General features: G+C 40.2%; 27 protein-coding genes and 1 pseudogene. 11 read left to right on the forward strand and 17 right to left on the reverse strand.

Annotation, left to right across the window (positions count from 1 at the left end; genetic code table 11):
* Window positions 1-71: 71 nt before the first annotated feature.
* A complete protein-coding gene (locus DRED_RS07935) occupies window positions 72-1475 on the reverse strand; it encodes a substrate-binding domain-containing protein (protein ID WP_011877819.1) in 1404 nt (467 codons plus the stop codon).
* A gap of 192 nt (window positions 1476-1667) precedes the next feature.
* Between DRED_RS07935 and DRED_RS07940 the strand changes: the two genes are divergently transcribed.
* Window positions 1668-1964, forward strand: coding sequence for a PilZ domain-containing protein (locus DRED_RS07940; RefSeq protein WP_011877820.1), 297 nt, complete (start codon window positions 1668-1670; stop codon window positions 1962-1964).
* Window positions 1965-1966: 2 nt separating this feature from the next.
* Here the strand turns inward: DRED_RS07940 and DRED_RS07945 are convergent.
* A pseudogene (locus tag DRED_RS07945) lies at window positions 1967-2269 on the reverse strand (IS1380 family transposase); the annotation flags it as partial.
* 49 nt (window positions 2270-2318) lie between these two features.
* Here DRED_RS07945 and DRED_RS07950 point away from each other — a divergent pair.
* A complete protein-coding gene (locus DRED_RS07950) occupies window positions 2319-2579 on the forward strand; it encodes a chemotaxis protein CheX (protein WP_198006940.1) in 261 nt (86 codons plus the stop codon).
* A 36-nt stretch (window positions 2580-2615) separates the two neighbouring features.
* Here the strand turns inward: DRED_RS07950 and DRED_RS07955 are convergent, their stop codons facing one another.
* Together DRED_RS07955 and DRED_RS07960 are read right to left on the reverse strand one after the other, a co-directional pair.
* Window positions 2616-3611, reverse strand: a complete 996-nt coding sequence (locus DRED_RS07955) for a hypothetical protein (RefSeq protein ID WP_011877823.1) — start codon at window positions 3609-3611, stop codon at window positions 2616-2618.
* 15 nt (window positions 3612-3626) lie between these two features.
* A complete protein-coding gene (locus tag DRED_RS07960; protein ID WP_011877824.1) occupies window positions 3627-4256 on the reverse strand; it encodes a metallophosphoesterase in 630 nt (209 codons plus the stop codon).
* A gap of 229 nt (window positions 4257-4485) precedes the next feature.
* Here DRED_RS07960 and speD point away from each other — a divergent pair, with 229 nt between their 5' ends.
* On the forward strand, window positions 4486-4881 hold the full coding sequence (speD, locus tag DRED_RS07965) for an adenosylmethionine decarboxylase (protein WP_011877825.1): 396 nt from the start codon (window positions 4486-4488) through the stop codon (window positions 4879-4881).
* Here speD and crcB read toward each other — a convergent pair.
* The 4 genes from crcB to DRED_RS07985 form a co-directional block, all read right to left on the reverse strand.
* Entirely contained in the window at window positions 4855-5238 is a 384-nt protein-coding gene (crcB, locus tag DRED_RS07970; RefSeq protein ID WP_011877826.1) for a fluoride efflux transporter CrcB, read from the reverse strand. The two genes, speD and crcB, sit on opposite strands and share 27 nt — an antisense overlap.
* 10 nt (window positions 5239-5248) lie before the next feature.
* A complete protein-coding gene (locus DRED_RS07975; RefSeq protein ID WP_011877827.1) occupies window positions 5249-5647 on the reverse strand; it encodes a fluoride efflux transporter FluC in 399 nt (132 codons plus the stop codon).
* Window positions 5648-5973: 326 nt separating this feature from the next.
* Entirely contained in the window at window positions 5974-6303 is a 330-nt protein-coding gene (locus tag DRED_RS07980) for a DUF1904 domain-containing protein (protein ID WP_011877828.1), read from the reverse strand.
* A 5-nt stretch (window positions 6304-6308) separates the two neighbouring features.
* Window positions 6309-6620 (reverse strand): hypothetical protein, encoded by a 312-nt coding sequence (locus tag DRED_RS07985; protein WP_011877829.1) that lies wholly within the window; start codon window positions 6618-6620, stop codon window positions 6309-6311.
* A gap of 203 nt (window positions 6621-6823) precedes the next feature.
* On the opposite strand from DRED_RS07985, the gene DRED_RS07990 reads away from it, so the two are divergent.
* The 3 genes from DRED_RS07990 (at window position 6824) to DRED_RS08000 (ending at window position 9881) form a co-directional block, all read left to right on the forward strand.
* Window positions 6824-7288, forward strand: coding sequence for a universal stress protein (locus tag DRED_RS07990; protein WP_011877830.1), 465 nt, complete (start codon window positions 6824-6826; stop codon window positions 7286-7288).
* A 238-nt stretch (window positions 7289-7526) separates the two neighbouring features.
* Window positions 7527-9140: an ABC-F family ATP-binding cassette domain-containing protein gene (locus DRED_RS07995; protein WP_011877831.1), complete on the forward strand. Its 1614-nt coding sequence runs from the start codon at window positions 7527-7529 to the stop codon at window positions 9138-9140.
* A 204-nt stretch (window positions 9141-9344) separates the two neighbouring features.
* Window positions 9345-9881, forward strand: coding sequence for a hypothetical protein (locus DRED_RS08000; protein ID WP_156779621.1), 537 nt, complete (start codon window positions 9345-9347; stop codon window positions 9879-9881).
* A gap of 21 nt (window positions 9882-9902) precedes the next feature.
* On the opposite strand, the gene DRED_RS19300 is transcribed toward DRED_RS08000, so the two are convergent.
* Entirely contained in the window at window positions 9903-10670 is a 768-nt protein-coding gene (locus tag DRED_RS19300) for a L,D-transpeptidase (RefSeq protein WP_011877833.1), read from the reverse strand.
* A gap of 239 nt (window positions 10671-10909) precedes the next feature.
* Here DRED_RS19300 and DRED_RS08010 point away from each other — a divergent pair, with 239 nt between their 5' ends.
* Window positions 10910-11158 carry a hypothetical protein gene (locus DRED_RS08010; RefSeq protein WP_011877834.1) on the forward strand — a complete coding sequence of 83 codons (249 nt, stop codon included), beginning with the start codon at window positions 10910-10912 and terminating at the stop codon, window positions 11156-11158.
* A 208-nt stretch (window positions 11159-11366) separates the two neighbouring features.
* Here DRED_RS08010 and DRED_RS08015 read toward each other — a convergent pair whose 3' ends face one another.
* The 6 genes from DRED_RS08015 to DRED_RS08040 form a co-directional block, all read right to left on the reverse strand.
* A complete protein-coding gene (locus tag DRED_RS08015; protein WP_011877835.1) occupies window positions 11367-12710 on the reverse strand; it encodes an acetyl-CoA hydrolase/transferase family protein in 1344 nt (447 codons plus the stop codon).
* A 28-nt stretch (window positions 12711-12738) separates the two neighbouring features.
* The gene (locus DRED_RS08020; RefSeq protein WP_011877836.1) at window positions 12739-13875 is read right to left on the reverse strand and encodes an acyl-CoA dehydrogenase family protein; all 1137 of its coding nucleotides are present in this window, start codon (window positions 13873-13875) and stop codon (window positions 12739-12741) included.
* A gap of 21 nt (window positions 13876-13896) precedes the next feature.
* A complete protein-coding gene (locus tag DRED_RS08025) occupies window positions 13897-15078 on the reverse strand; it encodes a thiolase family protein (protein WP_011877837.1) in 1182 nt (393 codons plus the stop codon).
* Window positions 15079-15100: 22 nt separating this feature from the next.
* Window positions 15101-15880, reverse strand: coding sequence for an enoyl-CoA hydratase-related protein (locus DRED_RS08030; RefSeq protein WP_011877838.1), 780 nt, complete (start codon window positions 15878-15880; stop codon window positions 15101-15103).
* 14 nt (window positions 15881-15894) lie between these two features.
* Window positions 15895-16749 (reverse strand): 3-hydroxyacyl-CoA dehydrogenase family protein, encoded by an 855-nt coding sequence (locus DRED_RS08035; protein WP_011877839.1) that lies wholly within the window; start codon window positions 16747-16749, stop codon window positions 15895-15897.
* A 384-nt stretch (window positions 16750-17133) separates the two neighbouring features.
* The gene (locus DRED_RS08040; RefSeq protein ID WP_011877840.1) at window positions 17134-18546 is read right to left on the reverse strand and encodes a sigma-54 interaction domain-containing protein; all 1413 of its coding nucleotides are present in this window, start codon (window positions 18544-18546) and stop codon (window positions 17134-17136) included.
* 371 nt (window positions 18547-18917) lie between these two features.
* Here DRED_RS08040 and adhE point away from each other — a divergent pair, with 371 nt between their 5' ends.
* Window positions 18918-21509, forward strand: coding sequence for a bifunctional acetaldehyde-CoA/alcohol dehydrogenase (gene adhE / locus DRED_RS08050; RefSeq protein ID WP_011877841.1), 2592 nt, complete (start codon window positions 18918-18920; stop codon window positions 21507-21509).
* Between the two features lie 215 nt (window positions 21510-21724).
* Here adhE and DRED_RS08055 read toward each other — a convergent pair whose 3' ends face one another.
* Window positions 21725-22330, reverse strand: a complete 606-nt coding sequence (locus DRED_RS08055) for a ferritin-like domain-containing protein (protein ID WP_011877842.1) — start codon at window positions 22328-22330, stop codon at window positions 21725-21727.
* Window positions 22331-22612: 282 nt separating this feature from the next.
* Here DRED_RS08055 and DRED_RS08060 point away from each other — a divergent pair, with 282 nt between their 5' ends.
* Together DRED_RS08060 and DRED_RS08065 are read left to right on the forward strand one after the other, a co-directional pair.
* Window positions 22613-23122 carry a DUF2269 family protein gene (locus DRED_RS08060; RefSeq protein ID WP_011877843.1) on the forward strand — a complete coding sequence of 170 codons (510 nt, stop codon included), beginning with the start codon at window positions 22613-22615 and terminating at the stop codon, window positions 23120-23122.
* 156 nt (window positions 23123-23278) lie between these two features.
* A complete protein-coding gene (locus DRED_RS08065) occupies window positions 23279-23575 on the forward strand; it encodes a hypothetical protein (RefSeq protein ID WP_156779623.1) in 297 nt (98 codons plus the stop codon).
* 397 nt (window positions 23576-23972) lie between these two features.
* On the opposite strand, the gene DRED_RS08070 is transcribed toward DRED_RS08065, so the two are convergent.
* Entirely contained in the window at window positions 23973-24299 is a 327-nt protein-coding gene (locus DRED_RS08070) for a hypothetical protein (protein WP_041274537.1), read from the reverse strand.
* A gap of 166 nt (window positions 24300-24465) precedes the next feature.
* On the opposite strand from DRED_RS08070, the gene DRED_RS08075 reads away from it, so the two are divergent.
* Window positions 24466-25560 (forward strand): CotH kinase family protein, encoded by a 1095-nt coding sequence (locus DRED_RS08075; RefSeq protein ID WP_011877844.1) that lies wholly within the window; start codon window positions 24466-24468, stop codon window positions 25558-25560.
* Window positions 25561-25613: the final 53 nt, after the last annotated feature.

Below are 25613 nucleotides of genomic sequence, written 5' to 3' on the forward strand. Positions count from 1 at the left end.
ACCATACAGGGGTTTTTATTAATATTTAATGTTAAGAGAGGTGATTGGTAGGATTGTTTGTGGCAGGTTCTTTACTGACCTCCCTGACCGCCGCCACCTTGAGAGCCCTGTTGCTGTCCTTCCTGTCCCTTTTCGCCCCCAGCACCCTGTTCGATTTTTTTGATTTCTCCATCCACTTCTACTTCCATTACTTTGCCGTCCTGTGTAACAATCTTTACCTTAGTTTTTTTACCTTGGTTACCTTGCCCCCCGCCGCCTTGGCCGGATTCTCCTTCTGACCCACCTTGAGAAGAATTCCCCTCAGAGGACCCCTGTTGCTGTCCCTGTCCTTGTTGTTCCTGGGACTTTTTTTCTTCCTTTTTAAGGTCACCCCAGCGGGCTGTCAGTAGCTGTACCTGTTCTTGATCGATGAGACGCACAGGAATAATTTTAGCAGGTATATCAAAATTGCCGTTTTGAATGACCGTGTCATTATTCCAGTTTCCCTTTTCAGCGATGTCCAAGGCAGCATCCAAAGCAGAATTAGCCAGATGTTCCGGCATTATATCAATTTCGGCATCGTGATCGCCATTGGCCAGGGCCTGGGAAGTTTTTTGGTCTGCACCCACACCGACAGTGAGGATCTTTTGAGTCATGTTTTCTGCTTTCAGAGCTTTCATAGCGGCCTCTGCTAAACGATCATCGGTGGCCAAAATAGCGTCAACGGAACCTTCCTGCAGGGTATTCATGACCGTCATTTGAGCCATTTGAGGGTCACCCTCCGGATGTTCCTCGACAATCATTTTTTCCACATTTTTGCTTTGTCCCAGCACACTGCGGGCACCATCCACAATCATTTGAGCAACTGGATCCATTGGATCACCCTTCAGGAATAGAATCTTAATGTTGCTTTTTGCACCCTGTTGCTGGTTTGTTTGTTCAGAACTTTGACTACTTTGTTCCCCAGAGCTTTGATTTCCCTGTTGACTCTGGCCCTGCTTTTGCCCCCCCGAGTTCTGATTGCTAACCTGGTTTAGAATAAATTTACCCTGTAATTCACCAGCCCTAGTATGATCAGAGGCTACGTAGCCATCCAATGGTGCATTATAGGGCAGGGTTTCCAAACCAATAACTTTGATTTTAGCCTGAACAATCTTATCGACCAGTTTTGCACCTTCTTTGGGATCAACAGTTTGCAAGATAATGGCTTTAACCTTTTGTTGAATTAACTTGTCAACATCTTTTTCCTGCTGAGAGGGGTCCATCTTAGCATCCAGCCAGATTAATTGAACCTTTTCTTTTTTACTTCGTTCCTGCATGAATTTTTTAATGATCTTGTTCCCGTCAAACTCCATTGCTGCAAGACTTACGCCGATCTTAATTTTCTTCTGGGTCTCTGGTTTTGGCTGTGCTTCTTTGCCGGGACAACCAGCAACAAAAACCAGAGAGCATATTAATAACATCGAAAGGATTCGTTTATACGTAGGATTATTCATTTTATAACACTCCTGCATGTAACAGTCTTACATCTATTATGACTAAAAAGATAAGAAATATTAGTTTTTTATCTTTTCTAAAAGAGACCTTTGTTGTATAAATTTAGGACTTAAGTTCTATTCATTCATAGGCTATTTCTGTATACATTAAACTAAAACCAGTGAGTGCTGTTTTTACGGAGGTGATCCGGGATGGATATAGCCAGAGAAAGAAGAAAACACAAGCGCTATGAAATAGAATTGCAAGCGATTATATCAAAGAATGATCATAGATATCTGCAAAACGTTAAACTTATAAACATCAGTGGTGGCGGGATTTCATTTACCTGTGATAATCAGATTGCCATTGGTGAGACCATTATGATTTATTTTCCCTTTATTACAGTCCAAGGTTATGTCATTTGGCAGCAGGGTAATCGATACGGAGCAATGTTTCAAAATCCTTTGGGTGATGAGCTTCAAATTTTTCTAACGAAACATTGCGAATAAAAGGAAAGGGCATCAATAATTGTATCTAACAACCCTGTATCGGAGTATTTACAGTTATGATGTCGCTTAAGGGAAACCCCTTTAAGTATACCCTTGAAATCAATGGCTTGCTTAAACGCCTCTAGTATGCCAAAATTTCCATAAGCAGTTACAGAATTATTGTCAAAGCTAATCGGAAGCTCACTTTTGCTAGTCAGGCGTTGAAGAGAATGTAATTTCTTCTGATATTTACGTTCCAAATCACGTCGTTGTTGACGGGTCAAAGTTTCAAGTTGATTTGTGGTAATAAATTGTGATACCATCATTTCAGAGGGTCACCATCCTTTTGGAATGTTTTGTTTGGACGCCTATGGCATGACAGAAAATACCGCCAAAAACATTGCATCGGTTATGATGTGTGGAATGTCTGTGGAGGTTTTTGATGAGATGGCCAACATGGTCACCGCCAATGCAGCCATCTCCCTTGAGGGGTTGGGCCAGGAGATGGATATCTCCCCACCCACACTGATTGTGGGCAAGAATGTTGTCACCAGAATTAGTTCGGTGAAAACCCTGGCCGCAGAAATAAGCACCGAAGTGGGGGTCATTGAGGTTAATATTGGGCTAGAAATATAAGCTATTAGAAGCCAGGTTATCATGACCTGGCTTTTGCTAATTAGTAAGCAGACTTTTTTCAAGCTCAAGGAGCCTTTGTAACGTTTTCTGGCTGAGGCGATGGTACAACTGGTTACGGTAATGAAGGCCGGATTTATTTCTGCCAAAGGGGAGTCTTTTGGCAATGGCACCCCATTCAATCTTTCTCTGTCGGTGGTAAAGGTCGATATCAACAAAACGATTGCCCTTGGCATCATATTCCATGCCAAGCAGTAAGGTTTTTAGTTCCAGGGGTTCCATCATAGTAAAGAGACGAATTTGATAGGCAGCCACTGAAAACAGGGTCAGGGCATGGTCCTTGGTCCATACTTCACCCAGTATAAGACCTGCCTCCAAATCCTCCAAAACCAGTTCCAGCCGTCGGGCATGGATTTCATAATAATCATCCGCATCATATATATTCAGCCTTACTTCAAACCACTGACTGTTTGCCAGCCCATGGGTGAAGTAAAGTACAGCCTGTCGTCGAAGTTCCCTATATACCAGGGGAATGGGCTGGGGTATTAACAAACTGGGTTTTAACACTTTGTCTACAGGAACCGACTTGTGTAAGGGGTCTTCAGTAAAGAGCACAATGGTATCATTGGCTTCGCCCCGGTTAATAGCTTCTTCTAATTCCAATGCCATTCCATGGTGTTCTACCTTAATCAAATCCACAACCTTACTGCCTCCCTGGGGAAGCCGCTGTAACAATAGACCTGCTCCCAATTCAGTTTTGGTTAGTAGATTCCCCAGTTTTAAATTGATGACCTTGCATAAAGTAACAGAGGAACCCAGGGGCAGCAAGACAATGGTATGTGCATTGGCAACCTTTGCCGTTGCTATTTCGTGGGGTGTTACCATAACAATGGTATTACTTTCTTCGGCAGTTTCAATGGCTTCACTAAAAGAAACAACCGCCCCATTTAATTCTTTAACCAAAATATCTATTAAATTACCTGGAGCAGGGGTAAATAAAAACAAAAAACGGGGTCCAGTACGGACAAAAATCATAAACATACCCCCCTATTAAATTGTTTTTGGTAAAACCTGACACACTAGTTTTCGGTCTCGGTTAGTACACCATGGATAAGGAATCTTCACAACTTGACGGGAAGGAAGTATCACCACATGGATATTATGTACACCGTTTAAATATTGAGGACCTTCTTCTAAATCAGCAGGGACCTTGAAGTTGTGCCCATAAAGATTGAAATCGGTATAGTTTGGAAGTTTCTTATAGGTATGGGCTAGCCCAAAGGTAGAGTTTCCAATGTGAAGGGTGTCACCTTCCTTGATAAGCTTGGTCCTTCCAGTGTGATGGGAAAGTACATCAACACTATCATGGTTACCGGGAACAATATAAAGCTCTCGGGCTGAGGATTCTTCCAGCATTTCCAAAAAAGGTTTTATGGAGCGGCTATATCTTTGTAAATGCTGGGGATTGTGTTCTAGTTTAATATCATCAGCCAGATCACCTGTGTGAATGATGATTTCTGGCTGCAGGGTGCTGATAAAATCTTGAATAGCTGAGTACAGTGTGGTGGGAGTATCACTCAAATGCAGAATTTTTTGATCTGCCGTATAGATTAGTTCTTCAGGAACAAACAAACGGCCGATTATTTTAGATATGATATTTTTAAATTTAAAGGATTGCATCAAATTTGTTCACCTCTAATGTTCACCCTCTAATGAAAATATAGCTAACCAGTTGTTCAGTGTCAAATAATTTTCAGAAAAGTAGATAGAAATTTTTATTATCCAGAGTTAGCGAGTTTCGAAGTAGTAGAAACAGTCTTAACGATGTTGGGGTAGCAATCTTTCTATTAAATATTTTTTTGTTTATCAGACAAACTAACCATAATAAATTAGAAAAGGAGATAAGGAAATGAGTGTTTTGGGGCAACCCCTTGGCGTGCAATTGATGGCTGAAATCTGGGAATGTGATCCTAATAAATTAAATAATATTAAGGTTGTGCAGGAAATAATGGTGGGAGCTGCCAGAAAGGCAAATGCTGAAATTCGGGAGGTTGTGTTTCACCGATTTGAGCCCCAGGGAGTCAGTGGGGTAGTTGTAATATCAGAATCCCATTTAACCATTCATACTTGGCCGGAATTAGCCTATGCAGCAGTGGATATCTTTACCTGTGGTGAACATGTGGATCCCTGGGAAGCCTTGGAAAGCATCACCCAGGACTTTAACGCAGAGGAAGTAAATGTAATGGAGATAACCCGGGGCATGAAGAATCTTAAAAGGTTAAGAAGAAATAAACAACAAGAATGAGTAAGACTTTGAAAGGGAGTAGCCAAGAAAAGCACACAGTACACCCAGCATAACACTTCCCAGTAGGTAGAAAAGTGAAAGCTTTACTTTGTTCTTTCGTAAAAGCTCCACCGCTTCTAATTCAAAGGTAGAAAAGGTTGTAAAAGCGCCCAAAAATCCGGTTCCCACCAGTAGATAAAGGGATGGGTCAACGGATTGGCCCGCCAGCAGTCCCAGAAGCAAAGAACCTAATAGGTTTACCGTAAAGGTGCCAATGGGAAAGTCGGTGTTTTGTTTGGATTGGATACGGTTTGAGAGATAGAATCTGCCAATGGCCCCAAGGAAACCACCAGCAGCCACTAAAAAAATAGCTTTCATTATGAACCCCTTAACGATTTGTCAGCGATTGTTTATTAAATAATTTTACTGCAGAACGGATTCCTATCCAGGAAAAAAGTAAGCCTAAAGAAAGACTGAGAAAAATATATATGAATGTAAGAATAAGACTAAAGTCAGTAGCTAACGACATAATTTCCAGTGAAAAGGCAGAGAAGGTTGTAAAGGAGCCAATCATGCCTGTGTTAATGGCAATTAAGTAATTTTTGGACAATTTCCATTTCAATAGACTGCCATAGGCAACAAAACTAAGAAAGTAGCTGCCAGTTAAGTTTACAAAAAGAGTGCCATAGGGAAAAGTGGAAAAAGCAAAATTTGTAATGACTAGACCCAGCATGTATCTGGCAAGGGCTCCAACCATGCCGCCAAGACCAACTGCAATGTATAACATAATACCACCCTAAAAATACTTCTAGACAATTCTTAATTATTTTAACCTAAAGCTACAGGAGAAACAATTCTGTTACCTTTATTTTTTACAAAAAGCTTCTTTTTACATAGTAGGATATATTTAGGGATTAGAAATTCTGTGGTTATTTATAAGAACTTGTTTTTTTTGCGGACAATGGAGGGGTGTTATAGCCCGATGCGGTACACCGGGCCAGGGAGTTTTGAGTACATATCTCTAGGAGCTAATATTGAAAGATCACCCGCAGTTTATGCTAATATGGTTGTGGTAGGAACTAAAAGGCAAAAAATAATAGGTGTGTATATTGATTAGCCAAAATGCTGCCCATTTTCGTAATATTTGTTTTTTGTGAAGGTAGTAAACATAATATCAACACTTTCAAAACCAGCCCGCTGAATTTGGTTGGTTATTTCCTTTGCTACAAGATCTTGAACGGATTGGCCCCGGTCGAACCAGCCGATCTCCACAAAGGGATATCCTGCATCAATGGAACCATCTTTAACAAAGATGGAAGGGATACATTCCAGGGTTAAATCTTCCCGAGGACAGCCGATGATTTTTTCTAAGTTGGAGATTAAATCATTGCTGATGGGCATAATTTTTTTAGGTTCAATACCTCTTATGATAATCTGGGGCATAAAAATCACCTTCTATATAAAGTATTTTTGTTTGGTAAGACTTCAATATCCACATATTCAGTATGGGAATAGCCTTCTGGATCACACTGGAAGGCATAGCAAACAAAATCTTCTACGTTATCAAATAGATTTTGATCCTGTTTCTTTGTTACTGACTTTTCATGTCCGTTATAATGAAATTCTTCCGATGTGCCGGAAATGGGAATTGCCTTAAAGTCAAGTTGGCGTTCTCCTTGGTTTTCAAGGAACTGGGAAAGTTCATCGGTGGTGGTTAAACGGATACGATTGTCCGTCTCATTGGACTTTTTCCTTTCCATAAAAAAACCTCCCTTTATTTTAGATATCTTCTAAAAGAATTTTAGCCAGCCTTATTCTAAAAAATACAAGGATTTATAAAATATAGCTAGAAGAGTGAAAAGCCGGGCATAAAGGACATAATAGAAAATCCTTGATATAATAATTCTTAGTTAGACATATATGGTTATGGTGATTATCATCAGACATTGAAAGAGGGTTCCCAATGAGCGGTGGTCAAATTCTATTTATTACAGATGGTTCAACTTCAGCGGACCTTGCCGGTAATATAGCAATGGAGATGGCTTTGACTCTAAAGTTACCTTTTAGGGCAGTTTTCATCCTGGATGAAGGTTGGGGGAATTTACTAGGGGATGAGTGGATGAGCGGTTCTACAACCCGCATTGGATTTCTTCGTTGGTTGGAAAATGACCTTAATAAACATTCAGAGGAAATTTTAACGGCAGCGATGGAAAAAGCTAAGGAAAAGGGACTACAGATACAAACTGAGGTAAGAGTCGGCAAAACGGAGAGTCTTATCACAAAGCTGACGGTTGAGAGAGAAACAGCTCTTATGGTTTTACCAAATCCCCATGCAACAGCACCAGCTGCGGCGGCAGGTCTCAGGTTTAACCTAAACTCCTTGACGAAAAAGGTAAAATGCCCTATTTACATTGGTCCCCGGTGCTAAAAATTGACAAATTGCTTGACAGGTAGGATTATACCAATAATAAAAGTATTTTAGTAAAGCTTAAACTGGTCAAATCCCAGAGAAAATATATATTAAGCGGGATAAAGCCCGGGAGATATCCAGAGATATTTTTCCCGGGCTAGTATTTGTTTATAGGGGAAGCTTTATACATTCATAAAGGAATGTGGTATAATTAAAGCTTGTTGGCTCAGAATATATAATGAAAGATGGTATGTAGATGCTTAGTACAAATGGATTATCACTACGTTTCGGAAAACGTGCCTTATTTGAGGATGTCAATATAAAATTCACACCTGGCAACTGTTATGGCCTTATAGGCGCCAACGGGGCAGGCAAATCCACTTTTTTAAAAATTCTAGCAGGTGAAATTGAACCAAGTGCCGGGGAGGTTATTATTACACCGGGTGAACGATTAGCGGTTTTAAAACAGGACCACTTTGAGTTTGATGAATTTGAAGTTCTCAAAGTTGTTATTATGGGACACGAAAGACTCTATGCCATCATGGAAGAAAAGGATGCACTTTATGCTAAAGCTGATTTCTCTGAGCAAGATGGAATTAGAGCTTCTGAGTTGGAGTGTGATTTTGCCGAACTCAATGGCTGGGAAGCAGAGTCCGAAGCGGCTCGCTTATTAAACGGCCTTGGTGTTAGTGAAGAACTTCATAGTAAACAAATGAAAGAATTGGGTGGTGTAGAAAAGTTAAAGGTTTTACTGGCCAGGGCACTCTTTGGTAACCCAGATATCCTATTACTGGACGAGCCTACCAACCACCTGGATGTTGAGGCAATCACATGGTTGGAAGAGTTCCTATATAATTTCCAAAATACCGTTATCGTGGTATCCCACGATCGCCACTTTTTAAATAAAGTTTGCACCCATATCGCGGATATTGACTTTGGCAATATCCAATTATATGTGGGCAATTATGACTTTTGGTTAGAGTCCAGCCAACTGGCATTACAATTGGCCAAAGATGCCAACAAGAAAAAGGAAGAGAAGATAAAGGAACTACAAAGATTTATTGAACGTTTCAGTTCCAATGCCTCAAAGGCTAAACAAGCAACTTCAAGGAAAAGACAACTGGATAAATTGACCCTAGAAGATATTAAGCCCTCTTCCCGGAAATATCCTTTTATTGAGTTTAAACCGGATCGGGAAGCAGGTAAGCAGTTACTGGAGGTCCAAAATTTAACTTTTGAAGCTAATGGAGAAGTGATTTTAAAAGATATCAGTTTTACGGTAAATAAAGGGGACAAGATTGCCTTTGTTGGACCGGATGGTCTGGCAAAAACCACCCTGTTTAAAATTTTAATGGGTGAACTGTCTGCAAAGGATGAAAATAGTTTTAAATGGGGAGTTTCTACTTCCCAGGCCTATTTTCCGAAAGACAACTCGGACTACTTTAATGTAGACTTAAACTTGGTGGATTGGTTGCGTCAGTATTCCAGAGACCAAGAGGAATCCTATGTAAGGGGGTTTCTGGGAAGAATGCTCTTTTCTGGTGAGGAAACACAAAAAAGTTCAAAGGTACTTTCCGGGGGAGAAAAGGTACGCTGCATGCTATCTAGAATGATGCTAAGTGGTGCCAATGTCTTACTTTTTGATGAACCAACCAACCACCTGGATCTAGAATCCATTACTGCCCTTAATAACGGATTGATGAAATTTGATGGAACCATTTTATTTGTATCCCAGGACCATCAATTTATTCAAACTATTGCAAATCGGATTATTGAAATAACACCCAAGGGTCTCATTGATAGACAGATGACCTATGATGAGTACTTGGCCAACGAAGATGTTAAGAATCTCCGCTTGGCGCTTTATTAAAACTATTTTAAGTTAAAGAAAATGGGCTTTACCTTTTAGGGTGAAACCCATTTTTATATGTATGGGTTTAAACTAAGCTTTTATCAGAGTATTGGCAAAGGTTAACAAATGGTTTAAAATAATAAGCGTAATGGCGAAAAAAATAAAATAGTATTATAGAAAAAGGTAAGCGGGGTGATTTTAATCAAAACTAAGTATTGGGGAATGATGCTGTTAAGCCTAGCTTCGGTCTATGAAATTGCCAGAATATTAGGAAATACACCGTTATACTTCGCATTGGTTGCTGCTTTGTTTGTTCCGGGAATTCTTCTCTTTCACTACTTTTTTATATGGTTTCCTAAAGCATTGGCAAAAAGCAGATCACTCACCTATATTGTGAAAATAATTTACACTGCGTTAGAAGAAAGTGTTCTTGACCAGGACAGCAGGTTACAGGTGCTTCGCCGCATTAATGAATTGCTGGAGAGCATGGGATTGCTGTTGGATCTAGAATATAGAAGAAGTGAAAAAGGTCTATTACATGGGCTAAGGGATCGTTCGTTGGACAAAGTCTGGCATAGTTTCTTTATACAAGCATTTCACCTAATTGAACAGGAAATAAAGGATGAGACTATTCGTAACTGGACTTTTAACAAAATAAAAAACCATCTAAATAAAGATCAAAGGGCTCTCTGCGCTAAGGATGTTTTGCGAAGCTTTATCGGTAACAGTAAATATGCCTTTTTGGTAAAGGATTATTAAATAACCTCCCGGGATGGGAGGTTATTTAATAATCACCTTGGTGTTAATAGGTACCATATCATAGAGTTCTAGTATGTCATGGTTATTTAAACGTATGCAACCACCTGAAGCATGGGTCCCAATGGAGTTTGGCTCATTGGTGCCATGGATCCCGTACTTATGACCAACGGGAGCTCTTTTGTCATTATTTGCTCGTTTGTCCTTTTCGTCGGGTACTGCCAGCCCCATCCAACGGGGGCCATATAGATTCTCTGGATCATCGGCATTCTTTATTGGGAGCTTGTTTGCTATTTTAAAGGAACCCTCAGGGGTGAAAAGTTTCTCCTTACCTGTGGCTACTGGGTAAATCTTTACAAGGTATCCTTGATCATAGAGATAAAGCAAGTTGTTTTTTTTGCTTATTATAATCATTTTTTTTTTATCGTAGGGGTTTGGATAGGATACAAGTAATTTTGTATTGGGTTGCAAATTTAACAAATAACTATTCATTTTACCCCTTATCAGAAGGGTGTCCTTTAGATAAGTTCCTTTTAGAGGGAGGGCTTCTGCTGGTTTGTTCTTAATTCTGTCGGCATTTAAAAACGAAGTATCTGCCGTTGTAAAGACCTTTTTTCTAAGCCCTTTCGCAACGATTATTTGATTGTCCTCAGAATAAACGGTGTATTGTTGGTCACGATAAATAATCTCATTTCCTTGCAAGGGTTTTTTAAAGGGAGAGTTTTGGCAGCCGGAAATAAAAATAACAATATTTAGCAGAATGAAAGTTAGTATAAGTTTTATGTTTCTCATGAATAACTCCTTGTCGGGAATTAGTAGAACAATATTGTTATTTTTAACAGGCCTCCTGTAGTAAATTCTCTCTTTTTGCAATTACATTATTTTGGTGAGAACGCTAAAACAATGTAAATATTTGGTCAATATGGCAATAAGTTACTAGAATTGCAACAGATGGGTAATTATAGTGGTATATTTTTCTAAAATTACGAGTTTAGGGGCTAAACTGAATTTGACAATTCCAACTTGGTCCTTTGGAAAAACGTTCTGTGGAACACTTTCAGTGCCCTGCTTGTTATAGTAAGGCTTTTCGGTTTACCTGTCCAGATGAAGTCCAGTGCTGTATTTGCGGCAGTACAGGAAAACTGGAAGCAGAGAATACTCCAGCTAAAATAAAAATTAAACAATCTGATTTAGAAAATCATTTTTGGACATTAGCCCATCGGCAACATCATTTGGAAGGCTGGATGGAAGAAAGCAAACAAACAAAGCTACTTGGTTAACCGTAAAAAAGTTAAAGAACTTCAAGAAAAATATCGACAAATTAAATGGTTTAAAGAAGAATAAAGTTACTGAAATAACAGAGAATGTTGTTTCAGGATTTTTGTTACATTCCTTAAGAAGTAAATGAACTGGATAAAACAAAGAGAACCATAAAAAATCCCGTGTCACTAGCTAAGTGATACGGGATTTTTTATTGTATAGTGTTTTTTATAGTTTATTGCTTCTTCGCCAGATACCCATATCTTCCGCCGCTTTGATTAATTCCTCCCGAGAATCAGGATGGGCAATGCCAATAAGGGCTTCTGCCCGTTCCCAGGTAGACTTGGCTTTCATAATAGCCTTACCGTATTCGGTAATGACATATTCAACCGATGTTCTGGGGGCTGTTACTACAGTGCCATTTCCTAGGAAAGGTCTGATCCGTGAAATAGCCTTGCCACTTTTATCTTTATAGTTTGAGGTGAGACAAATAAAACTCTTGCCGCCCTGGGATTCATAAGCACCGGTTATAAAGTCAAGTTGACCACCTGTACCACTGATTTGCCGTATGCCTGAGGTCTCAGAATTTACCTGACCAAATAAGTCTATCTCCACAGCGTTGTTAATAGACATCACCTTGTCATTTTGGGCAATGATTCGAGTATTATTAGTATAATTTACTGGGTAGATGGCACATATAGGGTTGTCGTCAATAAAATCATATAATCTTTGTGTACCCATAGCAAAGGTATAAACGATTTTATGTTGGTCAATTTTCTTCTTGCGACCTGTTAATACGCCGGATTCATACATATCCACATAGGCATCCACTAACATTTCGGTGTGGGCGCCCAGGTCTTTTAAATCCGATTCGGCTAACAATTTTCCTACCACGTTGGGCATAGCGCCAATACCCAACTGGATACAAGAACCATCTTCAATTTCCTCTAAAACATATTGGGCAATTTTTCGATCAGCATCCGTTGGAACGGCTGCAGGAATTTGTGGCAAAGGTGGGTTATCCCCTTCAACCACATAGTCAACTTCTGAAATATGAACTACTTCATTATAGCCACCCAATGCCCGGGGCATATTTTGGTTTACCTCAAGAATGACTATTTTAGCCTTGTTAATGATGGCTCTGGCATGGGAAGCTTGTATACCCAAGTTGAAGAGGCCATTTTTATCCATCGGGCAGACTTGTAAGAAAGCAACATCCACATCTACATGTTTTTCATAATATTTAATAACTTCACGATAAAGTACTGGTGCGTACCAACAGCTTCCCTGATCGGCTAATTTACGGTCAAGGCCGCCGAAGTGCCAGTTGTTGTAAACGAAATGTTGAGATGTAGGATCAACCTTTACAATCTCTGGAACCCCATACATGGTGCATGTTGATCGTACTTTAACATCGCTTAATTCATCTTTTCTTTTGGCCAAAGCTCTGTCTAACACTATGGGGCGGCCTGTAAAGGAATTGTAATCCACCCAATCCCCGGATTTAACAACGCTGACTGCTTGGTCGGGCGTTGTTAACTTACTCTTATACAAATCAGAAAAATTTGCCACCCGGTTTTCCTCCTTTCATTAGACAGAACTATTTCAACATATTGCCGGCAATAACAACCCGTTGAACTTGACTGGTGCCTTCATAAATTTGCATGATTTTAGCATCACGCATGTATTTCTCAACGGGATATTCCTTGATATAACCATATCCACCTAAAACTTGAACGGCATCCGTAGTTACCTTCATGCACATATCGCCGGCAAAGCCCTTGGACAGAGAAGATAGTACGCTGTACGGTAAACCAGCATCTTTAAGCCAGCAGGCCTTATGAACCAAAAGACGGGCTGCTTCAATTTGCATAGCCATGTCTGCCAGCATGAACTGGATGCCTTGCAGAGCAGCAATGGGTTTGCCAAAGGCCATTCTTTCTTTAGCATAATTGGTTGCATATTCCATGGCGGCCTGGGCGACACCCACTGCCAGAGCGGCAACCATCGGACGGGACATATCTAGGGCTTTCATAGCAATTTTAAAGCCGTCACCCTCTTTACCCAGTAGATTTTCTTTGGGGATGCGTACATCTTCAAAAATTACATCGGTGGTACTGGAGGAACGAATACCAAGTTTGTTTTCCTTCTTACCTACTGAAACGCCGGGACGATCCTTTTCAACTATGAAGAAGCATAGACCCTTGTGTCCTTTGCTGCGATCCACAGAAGCGCAGACTGTGAAAATATCCGCTACACCTCCGTTGGTGATAAAGCATTTGGAACCGTTGATGACATACTCGTCGCCTTCTAGTTTTGCAGTGGTTTTAAGAGCTGCAACATCGGAACCAGCTCCAGGTTCGGTCAGACAAAAGGCAGCTAGTTTTCCTTCATTGAGTACGTTAAAGAAGCGTTGTTTTTGTTCGTGATTGGCGGCAATTACCACCGGGTCAGCAGCCAAAAGGCAAGATGCTGCAACGGTTGTGGCAACAGCTGCACAACCCCGGGCCAACTCTTCCATAACCACTGCTTGACCAACGGTATCAATACCAGGGCCACCGTATTCTTCTGGCACACCTACAGTTAGAAGTCCTGTTTCAAACAATTTAGGAATTAACTCGGCGTGAAATTCATTCTTTTCATCATATTCCAGGGCCACAGGGGCAATTTCCTGCTCTGCAAATTTACGAGCCATTTGTCTCATGGTTTCTTGTTCTTCAGTTAATAAGAAATTCATAATACAAGCCTCCTTATATTTTTAATCAATGTTTTCAATTACTGCAGCAATACCTGGGCCACCACCGCAGCATAAAGACGCTACACCTAACCGGGATCCCTGACGCTTCATTTCATAGATAAGACTAACAATGATTCTGACACCGGTGGCACCCACCGGGTGGCCTAAGGAAATACCTGAACCGTTGATATTGACCTTATCCATGGGAATTTTCAGTTCGCGATTACAAGCCAAAAACTGTCCGGCAAAGGCTTCATTTAATTCGAAAAGATCAATGTCTGACAATTTAAGATTAACAAAGTTTAATGCTTTGGGTATGGCGTATACGGGTCCGATACCCATGATGGATGGGTCTACGCCAAAGGAAGCGGTATTCAAAATTCGGGCCAGTGGTTTAATGCCCAGTTCCTTCGCTTTGTCTTCAGCCATTAAAACAAGTGCAGCTGCACCGTCGTTAATACCGGAGGCGTTACCCGCTGTAACTGTACCATCTTTTTTAAAGACCGCTTTCAAACTGGCGAGTTTTTCTATAGATATATCGGAACGGGGATGCTCGTCGGTATCTACAATTTTAGTTCCTTTTCTGGTCTTAATCTCCACGGGGATGATTTCTTCTTTAAATTTACCTGCTTGGATGGCTGCCGTGGACCGTTGATGACTTAAAATAGCTAGTTCATCCTGTTCTTGGCGAGAAATATTATACTTTTCTACCAGGTTTTCAGTGGTAATTCCCATATGATAGCCATAAAATGCATCATTAAGGCCGTCATAGGTAAGAGCATCATAAACCTTGCCGTCACCCATCCGAAGTCCTTCCCGAACATTAAGCAGATAGTAGGGTGCTTTGGACATGGACTCAATACCACCGGCCACTATGACATCCTCTTTGCCTAACATGATTTGTTGGGCTGCGATTTCTGTGGCCCGCATGGCAGAACCACACTGCTGGTTAATGGTGGCTGCCGGAGCTTCAACGGGTATTTTGGAATTAAGCTGCACTTGGCGGGCCGGGTTACCCTTAGCAGCACCCTGCATACACATACCTATTAATACTTCATTTACCTGTTCTGGCTTTAAGCCTGCTTTATTTAAGGCACCAGTTACGGCTGTAACGCCTAAGTCAACAGCTGAAATATCTTTGAGGGAACCCAGGTAATCTCCTATGGGTGTCCTGGCGGCCCCAACAATAACAACATTTCTCAAACCTTTTACCTCCTCGTAAGTGTTAATTTCCTTTAAATTCCGCTTTACGTTTTTCTAAAAAGGCATTCATACCCTCTTTTTGATCTTGGGTGGAGAATAGTAAGGCAAAACACTGTCTCTCAAAGCAATTGCCGGTATTCTTATCAACCTCTACACCATAATTAATGGCTCTTTTGGCAGCACCTAGGGCCACAGGGGGTTTTGAGGCTAAACCTTTGGCTAATTTTTTTGCCTTGGCTAGTAAATCTTCGGCCTTAACAATTTCGTTAATTAAACCGTACGAAAGCGCAGTGGGAGCATCAATGATCTTTCCGGTATAAATTAGTTCCTTTGACCGAGATACTCCAACTAACCGAGACAGTCGCTGGGTTCCTCCGGCACCGGGAATAACGCCCAGATTGATCTCGGGTTGTCCAAACTTAGCATCTTCAGTGGCAATTCTCAAATCGCAGGCCATGGACAACTCGCAGCCACCACCCAGGGCAAAACCAGCTATGGCCGCAATGACGGGTTTATTCAAAGATTCAATACGGTCAAAGGCTGCGTGGAATGAAGTTGCTAATTCTTCGGCCTGTTTGGGAGTTAGTCCCAGCATGAAAGGAATATCGGCCCCAGCAGCAAAAACCTTTTCGCCACCGGTAAGAATGACAACCTTTACTTCCTCGTCCCCAGCCAGCTGATCAAAAAGATTGTGCAGCTCGGAGATAATCTCCTGGTTTAGAGCATTAAGCACCTTGGGTCTGTTCAAAGTAATGATGGCAATGTTCTCTTCCTTGCTGTATAGTAAGTTTTTGTAATCCATTGTTTCACCCCCATCTATTTCTGGTAACTGTAGAAGCCCCTTCCGGTTTTAACACCCAAATGCCCGGCTCTAACCATCTGCTTTAACAACAAGGCTGGACGATATTTACTGTCGGCAAATTCCTTATAGAAAACCTCGGCCACGGCTAGCACGATATCGATTCCCACCATATCAGCCAGGGCCAGTGGTCCCATGGGCATACCAGCACCTAACTTCATGGCTGTATCAATTTCTTCAATGGTGCCAATTCCTTCGCCTAAGGCAATAACAGCCTCGTTAATCATGGGAACCAAAATACGGTTCACAATAAAACCTGGAGACTCCTTAGCATTTACCGGTACCTTATTCATTTTTTTAGCGACTTCTGTAATGGCGGCTATGGTCTCTTCAGAGGTATCTAAGCCAGGAATAACCTCTACTAGCTTCATTACCTGGGCTGGATTAAAGAAGTGCATACCAACAACCTTGTCAGATCTTTTGGTGGCAGCCGCCATTTCAGTAATGGAAAGAGAGGAGGTGTTGCTGGCTAAAATGGCATGGTCGGGACACTTTTCATCCAGTTGCTTATAAACTTGTTTTTTCAGATCCATGTTTTCAAGGATAGCTTCAATAACCAAATCCACGTCTTTACAATCTTCATAAGAGATGCTACCTTTAATGCGACCAAATACCTGCTCTTTGTCTTCGGCGGTCATTTTGCCTTTATCAACGGCCTTTTGAAAACCTTTACTAATACCGGCTAAGGCCCGGTCAATAAACTTTTGGTCCACATCGATTAAAAGAACCTCATAGCCTGACTGAGCCGCCACTTGAGCAATACCGGAACCCATGGTACCACTACCAAGCACTGCTATTTTTTTAATGTTCATTGATTTCCCCCCTATTTTAATGAGTAATTATTTCTCAAAGCATAGATCGTGCCATAAAATTGATAACGTGTTAATTAATGAGAAAAATAAAGAAAAAAGCTGAAAAAAAAAGATAATTTTAAAACAGCAAACAAAAATTAAATATTGAAAATTATGAATTTTCTCAATTTAGCAAATCTTGATTAAGAAATATTTGGTAAAACCTAGATTTTATGGGTTTTCTCTTTTTGAGAAGGGATTGGCAAATTAGCGAAAGAAAGAAAACTTGGCTCCGCCAAGTCTTTAGACGTCGGCGGAGCCTTAGTTTGCCCTTATGCATATCGGAAAGTTTTATACTTTCTGATATGCTAAAAAAGCCTCACCCTTAAAAGGTGAGGACTAGTATTAAATATCATATTTTTTTATTTTTCTGTATAAAACCGAAAGATGTATATCCAGAAGCTTCGCAGCCTTATTTCGATTGCCATCAACCTTTTGCAAGGCATCCAAAATCATTTTCTTCTCGGTTTCAGCAATGGTCTCGGCTAAAGATTTTGTATTAACTTCACTAGAATTAACATTAACAATTTTTTTGAGAAAAGGCATATGCTCTGTGGATAAGATCTTATCATCTGTAAAACTAAACATTCTTTCTAAAGCATTTTCCAACTGTCTTACATTTCCAGGCCAATGATATTTTGTTAGCAGTTGCATAGCTTGCTCTGTGTACCCTTCCACATGACAATTTAACTTTTTATTTAGTTTATGAGTCAAATAATTAACTAACAGAGGAATATCCTCTGAACGTTCTCGCAGTGAAGGTAATCGAAAGTTTATTACATTTAAACGATAATAAAGATCCTCCCGAAAAGTACCATTTTTAACCATATCCTCAAGGTTTCGGTTGGTGGCTGAAATAACCCGTACATCTAAAGGAACAGTCTTAATTCCCCCTACACGCTCCAATTCCCTTTCCTGTAGAACGGCCAAAAGTTTTGACTGCATAGTGAGAGGTATTTCCCCAATTTCATCCAAGAAAATGGTACCTCCTTGGGCTAATTCAAATTTACCAGGTTTACCACCTTTTTTGGCCCCGGTGAAGGCTCCGTCATCGTAGCCAAAAAGTTCTGTCTCAAGTAGATTTTCTGGTACAGCAGCACAATTTACCCGAACGAAGGGCCTTTGGTTTCGGCAACCGGCGTTATGTATGGCCTGGGCAAGTAGTTCCTTGCCTGTACCGCTTTCGCCGGTAATCAGAATGGTGGAGTTAGAAGAGGCCACCTTGCGGGCAAGTTTTTTTATTTCCTTAACTGACTCGCTTTCTCCAATTAGATTTTTACAAGAGTATTTAGCCTTATAAACCTTGCGTATTTCTTCTTTGTAAAAAGCTAACTCCTTTTCCAATACCTGCAGTTTAGTAAATAGCAGTTTTCCTGAAGGTATATCGGTAAAGAGAGATTTCCCGATGGCTCCAATAACGTTGCCTTCGTTGTTAATAATGGGAATACGTACAACAATTAGTTTACGACCATTGACTTCCCAGAAATCATATAAAATGGGGCGGCCTGTCTCAATCACCTGGGGTAATTGAGAATGGCTGGTAACATCCCAAACATGTTTTCCTATAGCATCACTTTTTTTGAGACCTAAAATATTTAGATAGGTATTATTAATAAAGATAATATACCCCTGTGCGTTTACAACAATCATACCTTCATAAGGATTTTCGATAAGTACATCCCACATAGAGGCTAAGACTTGATTTTCGTTCAATTCTTGTTCTATTATTTGGTGGTCTCTTGACTTATGAATTTCCAAAGCGACCCCCTCCCAAGAATTTATTAAATTATTTAAAAATTTCTTCAATTATAAAAAATATCCTGCAAAACTTTTTGTTGAATTTTAACAATAAAAGGGAGAAAAGAAAAATTATTAAATTGTTGGATTGGTATATATGTTTGGAAAGAAGGCAAAAAGTTTTTTAAGCATATCAGAAAGTATAAAACTTTCCGATATGCATAAGGGCAAACTAAGGCTCCGCCGACGTCTAAAGACTTGGCGAAGCCAAGTTTTTCTAACTTTTAAAGATAAAAATAAATTTAGATAAAGATTTTAAACCTTAGAAGATATATTATAGGCCATTTAGACAGACACTACTGAGGAAACTAAAGTGAAGAGGTGAAGGTAGATTGTCTGAACAAAAGCCTGATCAAAATATCTCGGTCACAATAAATGGTTTGGTAAAAAAAGCCAGACAGGCCCAGGAAGAATATCTCCATCTAAATCAAGAGCAGGTAGACAATATTGTGAAAGCCATGGCCTTAGCTGGATTGGAAAATCATATGGGGCTGGCTAAGATGGCTGTGATAGATACAAAGAGGGGTGTCTACGAGGATAAAATTACAAAGAATATTTTTGCCACCGAAGAGGTTTATCACAGTATTAAATATGAGCGCACTGTGGGGATTATCAACGAAAATACCGAGGAGAATTTTTTAGAAGTGGCAGAACCCATTGGGGTGGTGGCTGCCGTAGTTCCTGTAACCAACCCTACCTCAACCACTATGTTTAAAGCATTAATATGTGCTAAAACCAGGAATCCTGTGGTTTTTAGTTTTCACCCAGGAGCTTTAAAATGCAGCATAGCAGCAGCGAAAGTGATGTTAGAAGCTGCTATAGCTGCAGGAGCGCCAAAGGATTGTATTAGTTGGATTGAAAAACCCTCCGTAGAAGCGACCCAGCAGTTGATGGCTCATCCCGGTGTATCCCTTATTTTAGCTACCGGGGGAACAAACATGGTATGTTCGGCATACAGTTCCGGTAAACCAGCCCTTGGCGTGGGTCCGGGCAATGTACCCTGTTATATTGAGAAAACTGCTAACATAAGACGGGCAGTGACGGATTTAATCTTAAGTAAAACCTTTGATAACGGGATGATCTGTGCTTCGGAACAGGCTGTTATTATTGATCGGGAGATTGCGGATCTTACCATTGGCTATCTGAGAGACAGTGGTTGTTATATTTTATCACCCACTGAAATTGAACAATTAAACAAAGCAGCCATTGATCATGATGCTGGGTTTATTGATCCGCAAATTGTAGGGCAACCGGCTACGCATATTGCAGAAATGGCTGGAATTTCAGTACCCAGTGGTACAAAAATTTTGGTGGCTCCCTTGGAAGGAGTAGGACCAGAATATCCTCTTTCTATGGAAAAGCTTTCCCCCATTTTGGCTTTATATATAGTGAACAGTAGTGAAGAAGGGATTCAAAGGTGCGTAGACATGCTTGAGTTTGGTGGCCTTGGTCATTCCGCTGTTCTTCATTCGGAGAATGAAGAATTAATCAAGCATTTTTCGCAGGTGGTTCGTGCAGGACGTATTATTGTAAACTCACCCAGTACCCATGGGGCCATCGGAGATATTTATAATACCAATGTACCTTCCTTAACCCTTGGTTGTGGCTCGATGGGGCGTAACTCAACCACTGCTAACGTCAGTGTGAAGAATCTGATTAACGTAAAAAGGGTAGCTACCCGTAAAGAAAAAATGCAGTGGTTTCGGGTGCCGGAACGCATTTACTTTATGCCCGGATCCATTCAGTATCTGACAAAAATGCCAGATGTTCAAAAAGTCTTAATAGTTACAGACAAGGTTATGAATGACATGGGGTATGTGGAGAGGGTGACCTACCATCTGCGCAAACGTCAAAACGATGTCCAAATTGAGGTCTTTGACTTAGTAGAACCGGATCCTCCCATAGAAATTGTTAGTCAAGGCGTAGAATTGATGGAGAAGTTTAATCCAGATACACTGATTGCCCTGGGGGGCGGATCCTCCATTGATACAGCAAAGGGCATGTGGTTGTTGTATGAGTACCCCGAGATGAAATTTGAATTTCTTAAACTAAAGTTTCTGGACATCCGCAAACGGACGTACAAATATCCAAAATTGGGCCGCAAGGTTAAGTTGGTGGCAGTACCAACCACCAGTGGCAGTGGTTCTGAGATTACAGCCTTCACCGTAATTTCTGACAAGCAAAGGAAAGTCAAGTATCCCCTGGCAGATTATGAGCTTACGCCGGATGTTGCTATCATTGACAGTGATTTTGTTATGTCCGTTCCCCCGAAGGTTACGGCGGATACTGGTATTGATGTGTTAACCCATGCCATTGAGGCTTACGTGGCTGTAATGGCTTCGGATTATACCGATGGTCTGGCTTTGAAAGCCATTGAATTGGTCTTTGCGTACTTGCCCAGAGTTTATAAGAATGGTCAAGACAAGGAAGCAAGAATTAAGATGCACAATGCCTCTGCCATTGCTGGGATGGCCTTTACCAATGCCTTTCTAGGGATTAACCATAGCATGGCCCATATCCTGGGGGCTAAGTTTGGCTTATCGCATGGCCGGGCCAATGGGGTATTGCTCCCTTATGTTATTGAATACAACGCCAGCTACCCTAGTAAATTTGCTGCCTTTCCCAATTACGAATATTATGTCGCTCCCGAAAAGTATCAACAAATCGCCAGATATTTGGGGCTACCCAGTCAGACTGTAGAAGAGGGGGTTCATAGCTTGGTGGGGGCAATCCGTAATTTAATGCAGCAGTTGGATATACCATTAACTATTGCCGACTGCGGGATTCCCAAGGCAGAATTTGAGGCTGCAGTACCAGAGATGTCTGAGCGAGCCTTTGAGGATCAGTGTACCACATCTAATCCACGGATGCCTTTGATCGAAGAGCTAAAAGAAATCTATCGGCGAGCCTATGGGAATGCTTAGCATAGTGAAAAAGAAGTTGTGTGGCAGGGTACCACACAACTTCTTTTAAGACCTATTGTTGGTTTATTTAGAATAAGAAACAGCAGCAACAAATAATTAGCAGGAAAAGCAGGAAGAACAGAAAGCAACCCACAAGAGGGAGCCAGGAGCAACCCCTCAAGGCTTCAATATTAACAGACATATTATAACCACCCTTTCTGTTTGATTCCTTTGTTTTAGTAGGGTTTAGCATAAGCACAGTTGTTAAGGGTAAATAAGTAATTCCATTTGCTGCTGTGCTTTAATTCATCGGTATAAATTTCGGTAATCATATTTCTATAAGGTAGGAACTCAAGACCATATAAAATTTTTCGATATCTTTCCACTGCAGCCAGTTCCCCAAATAGGGCACTGGTTATTCCTTCGCAGTAACTTTGGGGAGGTTGGAAGGTATTGTTCTGGGCAGGTGGTATCTCCTGTCCGGTTAATTCCCAATACAACTCCCGCAGCATTTTGTTGTGCTTGATTTCGTCATCTCGAATGGAAGCTACAATGTCTTTTTGTCCAGCCGGGGCAATGCTTACCATATAGTTGTAAAACAATTCATCTTCTCTTTCACCACTTACAGATTCTACGATTAATCTTAGGGACTCTGGATAGGCATACTGAGCTACATACATATAAGTAGGATGATATTTATAGTTCACACAGGGGTATCCTGGATAGGGTGTCTGTAACGGGTTAGTACCAGGTCCGCAGGAAGGGCAAAAATTGTTCACGGCATTGGTTTGCACTGGTTCAGTTTCTTGGTTGGTTGTTTTATCCTTTGGGTTATCGGCCATATGATAACACTCCTTCGCCTTTTTAGTACCATAATATGGGGTAAAGTAACAAATTGTTCCTCAAACTCCATTTTCCGTGGGATATGTACTAAGTATCAGTACGCCTACCACTAACAATGTTTTACATATCTCTCACTATCTTTGTTACAATATATTTCTTATAGTGGTATATTGTTTCAATTTAAAATCCTTTCAAGTTAATCTTTCATTTATTTTAATCATGCAACTTAGAGGTAATTTTTGGTAAAATAAGAGCGAAGATTCTATATTGTAAGGAGGGAATTGGAAATTAATAAACTAGGTTTAACAGGAAAAGCATGGCTTAAAGGTTTTCATATCTTTTTTGCTTGCCTATGGATTGGTGCGGCTGTTTCTATGGTACTTCTTAATCTTGTGAGAGGGCATATTTCCAATGGGGATGAACTATGGGCAGTGAATGCCTCAATAAAGCTAATTGATGACTTTATCATTATTCCTTCGGCTTTTGGATGCTTAATTACGGGCCTTTTATTTTCTTGGCTAACTAACTGGGGTTTTTTGAAATTTAACTGGATAATCGTCAAGTATATTATCAATATCTCAGCAATCCTATTTGGTACATTCTTCCTGGGTCCCTGGTTAAACGGCATGGAAGCTCTCTCTGAGGTTGAGCGGGTTTTGGTATTGAAAAATTCAACCTATTTGAACTATGCAAAAATGAACACTTACTTTGGGGTATTGCAGGCCCTGGTCCTAATTATTGCTGCATTCATTTCTGTATTTAAACCCTGGGGTAAAAGAAAAGCAACTTAAAGTTTAAAACAATGGTTTCATTCCAGACAGGAATGAAACCATTGTTTTTTCAAATCAGCCTATTTACTTCTTTAGTGATATGATAAATTATTTTTGGATAGTTTTCTTGACGGTATCAATTAGCTGGCCAGCCCCGTGGGTATAGGTGGTACTAATTTGGGTCCAAAAATACTGTATTACAAAGAATACACTTTTTATTCGATATGTATGAATAATGTCAGTGTAAACAATAGGGTCATAAGGAGATGTGTCTTTTTGAATTTAGTATGGGAAAGTATCAGGGAGGAGAGACAGGTTGTAAACAAAATAAACCATGTTAACAGTCCTAAGCCGATTTCTGTAAATAGAGAAGAGCACAATCCCCCTCTCCCAAAGCCAAAAGTTTTAATGGAACAAGCTAAAAACCCGTGCAAGGATAGTAACAAAAATGCAGACCAAGCCATTTTTTTATGATTTCTAACAAGCATCTGTACAAGAGCGTTAGTTGGTGCAGTCCTGGTTAATAACCTAGCAAAACACAACCCCAACAGTATAAAACCGATCCATCCAGTTAATTCCACCATTTCCCACCTAAAACGCATATTAACTCCCCTTCCTATTTTTATTCAAGATTATTAATGGTCTGGTACTATATTTTTTCTAAATATATTTTACAACAATTATCCAAACACATGATAAATTATTTGATATTTATTATAAGGGTGCTATTGCTTCATTCTTAATCTGACTGAAAAAAGCCCTAAGGTTGCCGGAGTTGGGGGGTGTCGGCGCTAACTTAGGGCTTAATTTATCTTATTATTATTTAGACTACAATATTAAGCATCGATGGAAGGATTGTTGCATCTGTTTTTTATATTCTTTTTGCGTCTTTGTTTTTGTAGAATACTTCCACAGTACAGTTGCATTTGTATCCATAGCATTCTTTGTACTTGTTTTTCTTGTCGTAAGAACCCTTAGAGCCACAGGGCTTGTGGTGTTTCTTGTCATAGGAACCTTTAGAACCACAGGACTTGTGGTATCTATTACTATTAGAACAACAGGAACCTTTAGAATCATCTGATTCGTTACAATCACCGCAGGTGTGCCATGGATTGCATTTCATAAACATTTTCATGAGTCCCTGAACATTTTTTTCGTGCAGTAATTTTCTAAGTTCGCTCTTATCCATATCCCGCATAAGAACACTCCTTTTTGAAGATTTCCTACATATAGGTTAATACACCATATGGTATATTAAGGAAAAATGTTCCAAAACTATCAAAATGTATATTTTATGCGTAACATTCCATTTAACCCTTTTATAACATAATAATAAAAGGATATCGAAAGGAAGGGTTACCAATATGGAAAACAACGGGCGAAATATACCGTCCTATTCTTTGTTTATTAACCCCAGGGATCTTCGGGAGCTTCGCAGTGATATATGGAACAATGAGCATGTTCCGGCTCAACTTAAAATAAGTAACACATCCTATCAAGTTGAGATAGCCTATCGAGGGGCCCTTACCCGTGAATTACCGAAGAAATCATACCACCTCAAGTTTATAAAACCCGAGACCTTTGCTGGTGGGCGGGAAATTCATTTAAATGCTGAGTATCTTGATCCATCGCTAATGCGCAATAAACTTTCATTCGATTTCTTTAAAAGTTTAGGTACACTGAGCCCAGAGGCCAAATATGTTTTACTTTTGTTAAATGGTACGTTTATGGGTGTATTCCTTCAACTGGAATCTGTGGATGATTTGCTTATAAAAAAGAGGGGTCTGCCAGCTGGGGCTATTTTTTATGCTCACAATCATGATGCGAACTTTTCCTTGCTAGCCCCTGATACCGATGATGTTAAGGATTCCCTTATGGATGGTTATAAACGAAAGGTTGGTACTAAGTCAGATGATGGATATCTTTGTGAACTCATTTATAAAATCAACACGGTTTCCCGTGAAGATTTTGGCAAAGAGATTGTGAAGTATGTTGATATTGGGAAATATCTGCGATGGTTAATAGGGGTGGTATGTACACAAAACTATGATGGCTTTATTCAAAACTATGCCCTGTATCGTAACTCTGATAACGGCTTGTTTGAAATGATCCCCTGGGATTATGATGGAACTTGGGGACGTGATTGTTATGGAAAGATTATGGAATACAACTATATCCCTATTCGGGGTGCCAATACTCTAACCGCTCGAATAATGGATGTTCCTTATTTTCGGCATCAGTACCGGCTAATGTTTGAGGAAACCATAGAGACACTCTTCATCCCCGAGGTTCTTGAACCCCAGGTTACCGCCCTTTATAATGTGCTTCGTCCCCATATTAACCTTGATCCTTATAAACAAAAATCTCTTAGAAAGTTTGATGCAGAACCTGAGTATATTCTCCAATTTATTAAGAAACGGAACAAATTTTTAAAGGATCAATTATTGGAATTGGTATGACTGAACAAACCCTTTATTACCCATGTAAAGGCTTCATTTTTAATAAAAGAAGC

It is taken from the genome of Desulforamulus reducens MI-1 (genome assembly GCF_000016165.1).
GTDB lineage: Bacteria > Bacillota > Desulfotomaculia > Desulfotomaculales > Desulfotomaculaceae > Desulfotomaculum > Desulfotomaculum reducens.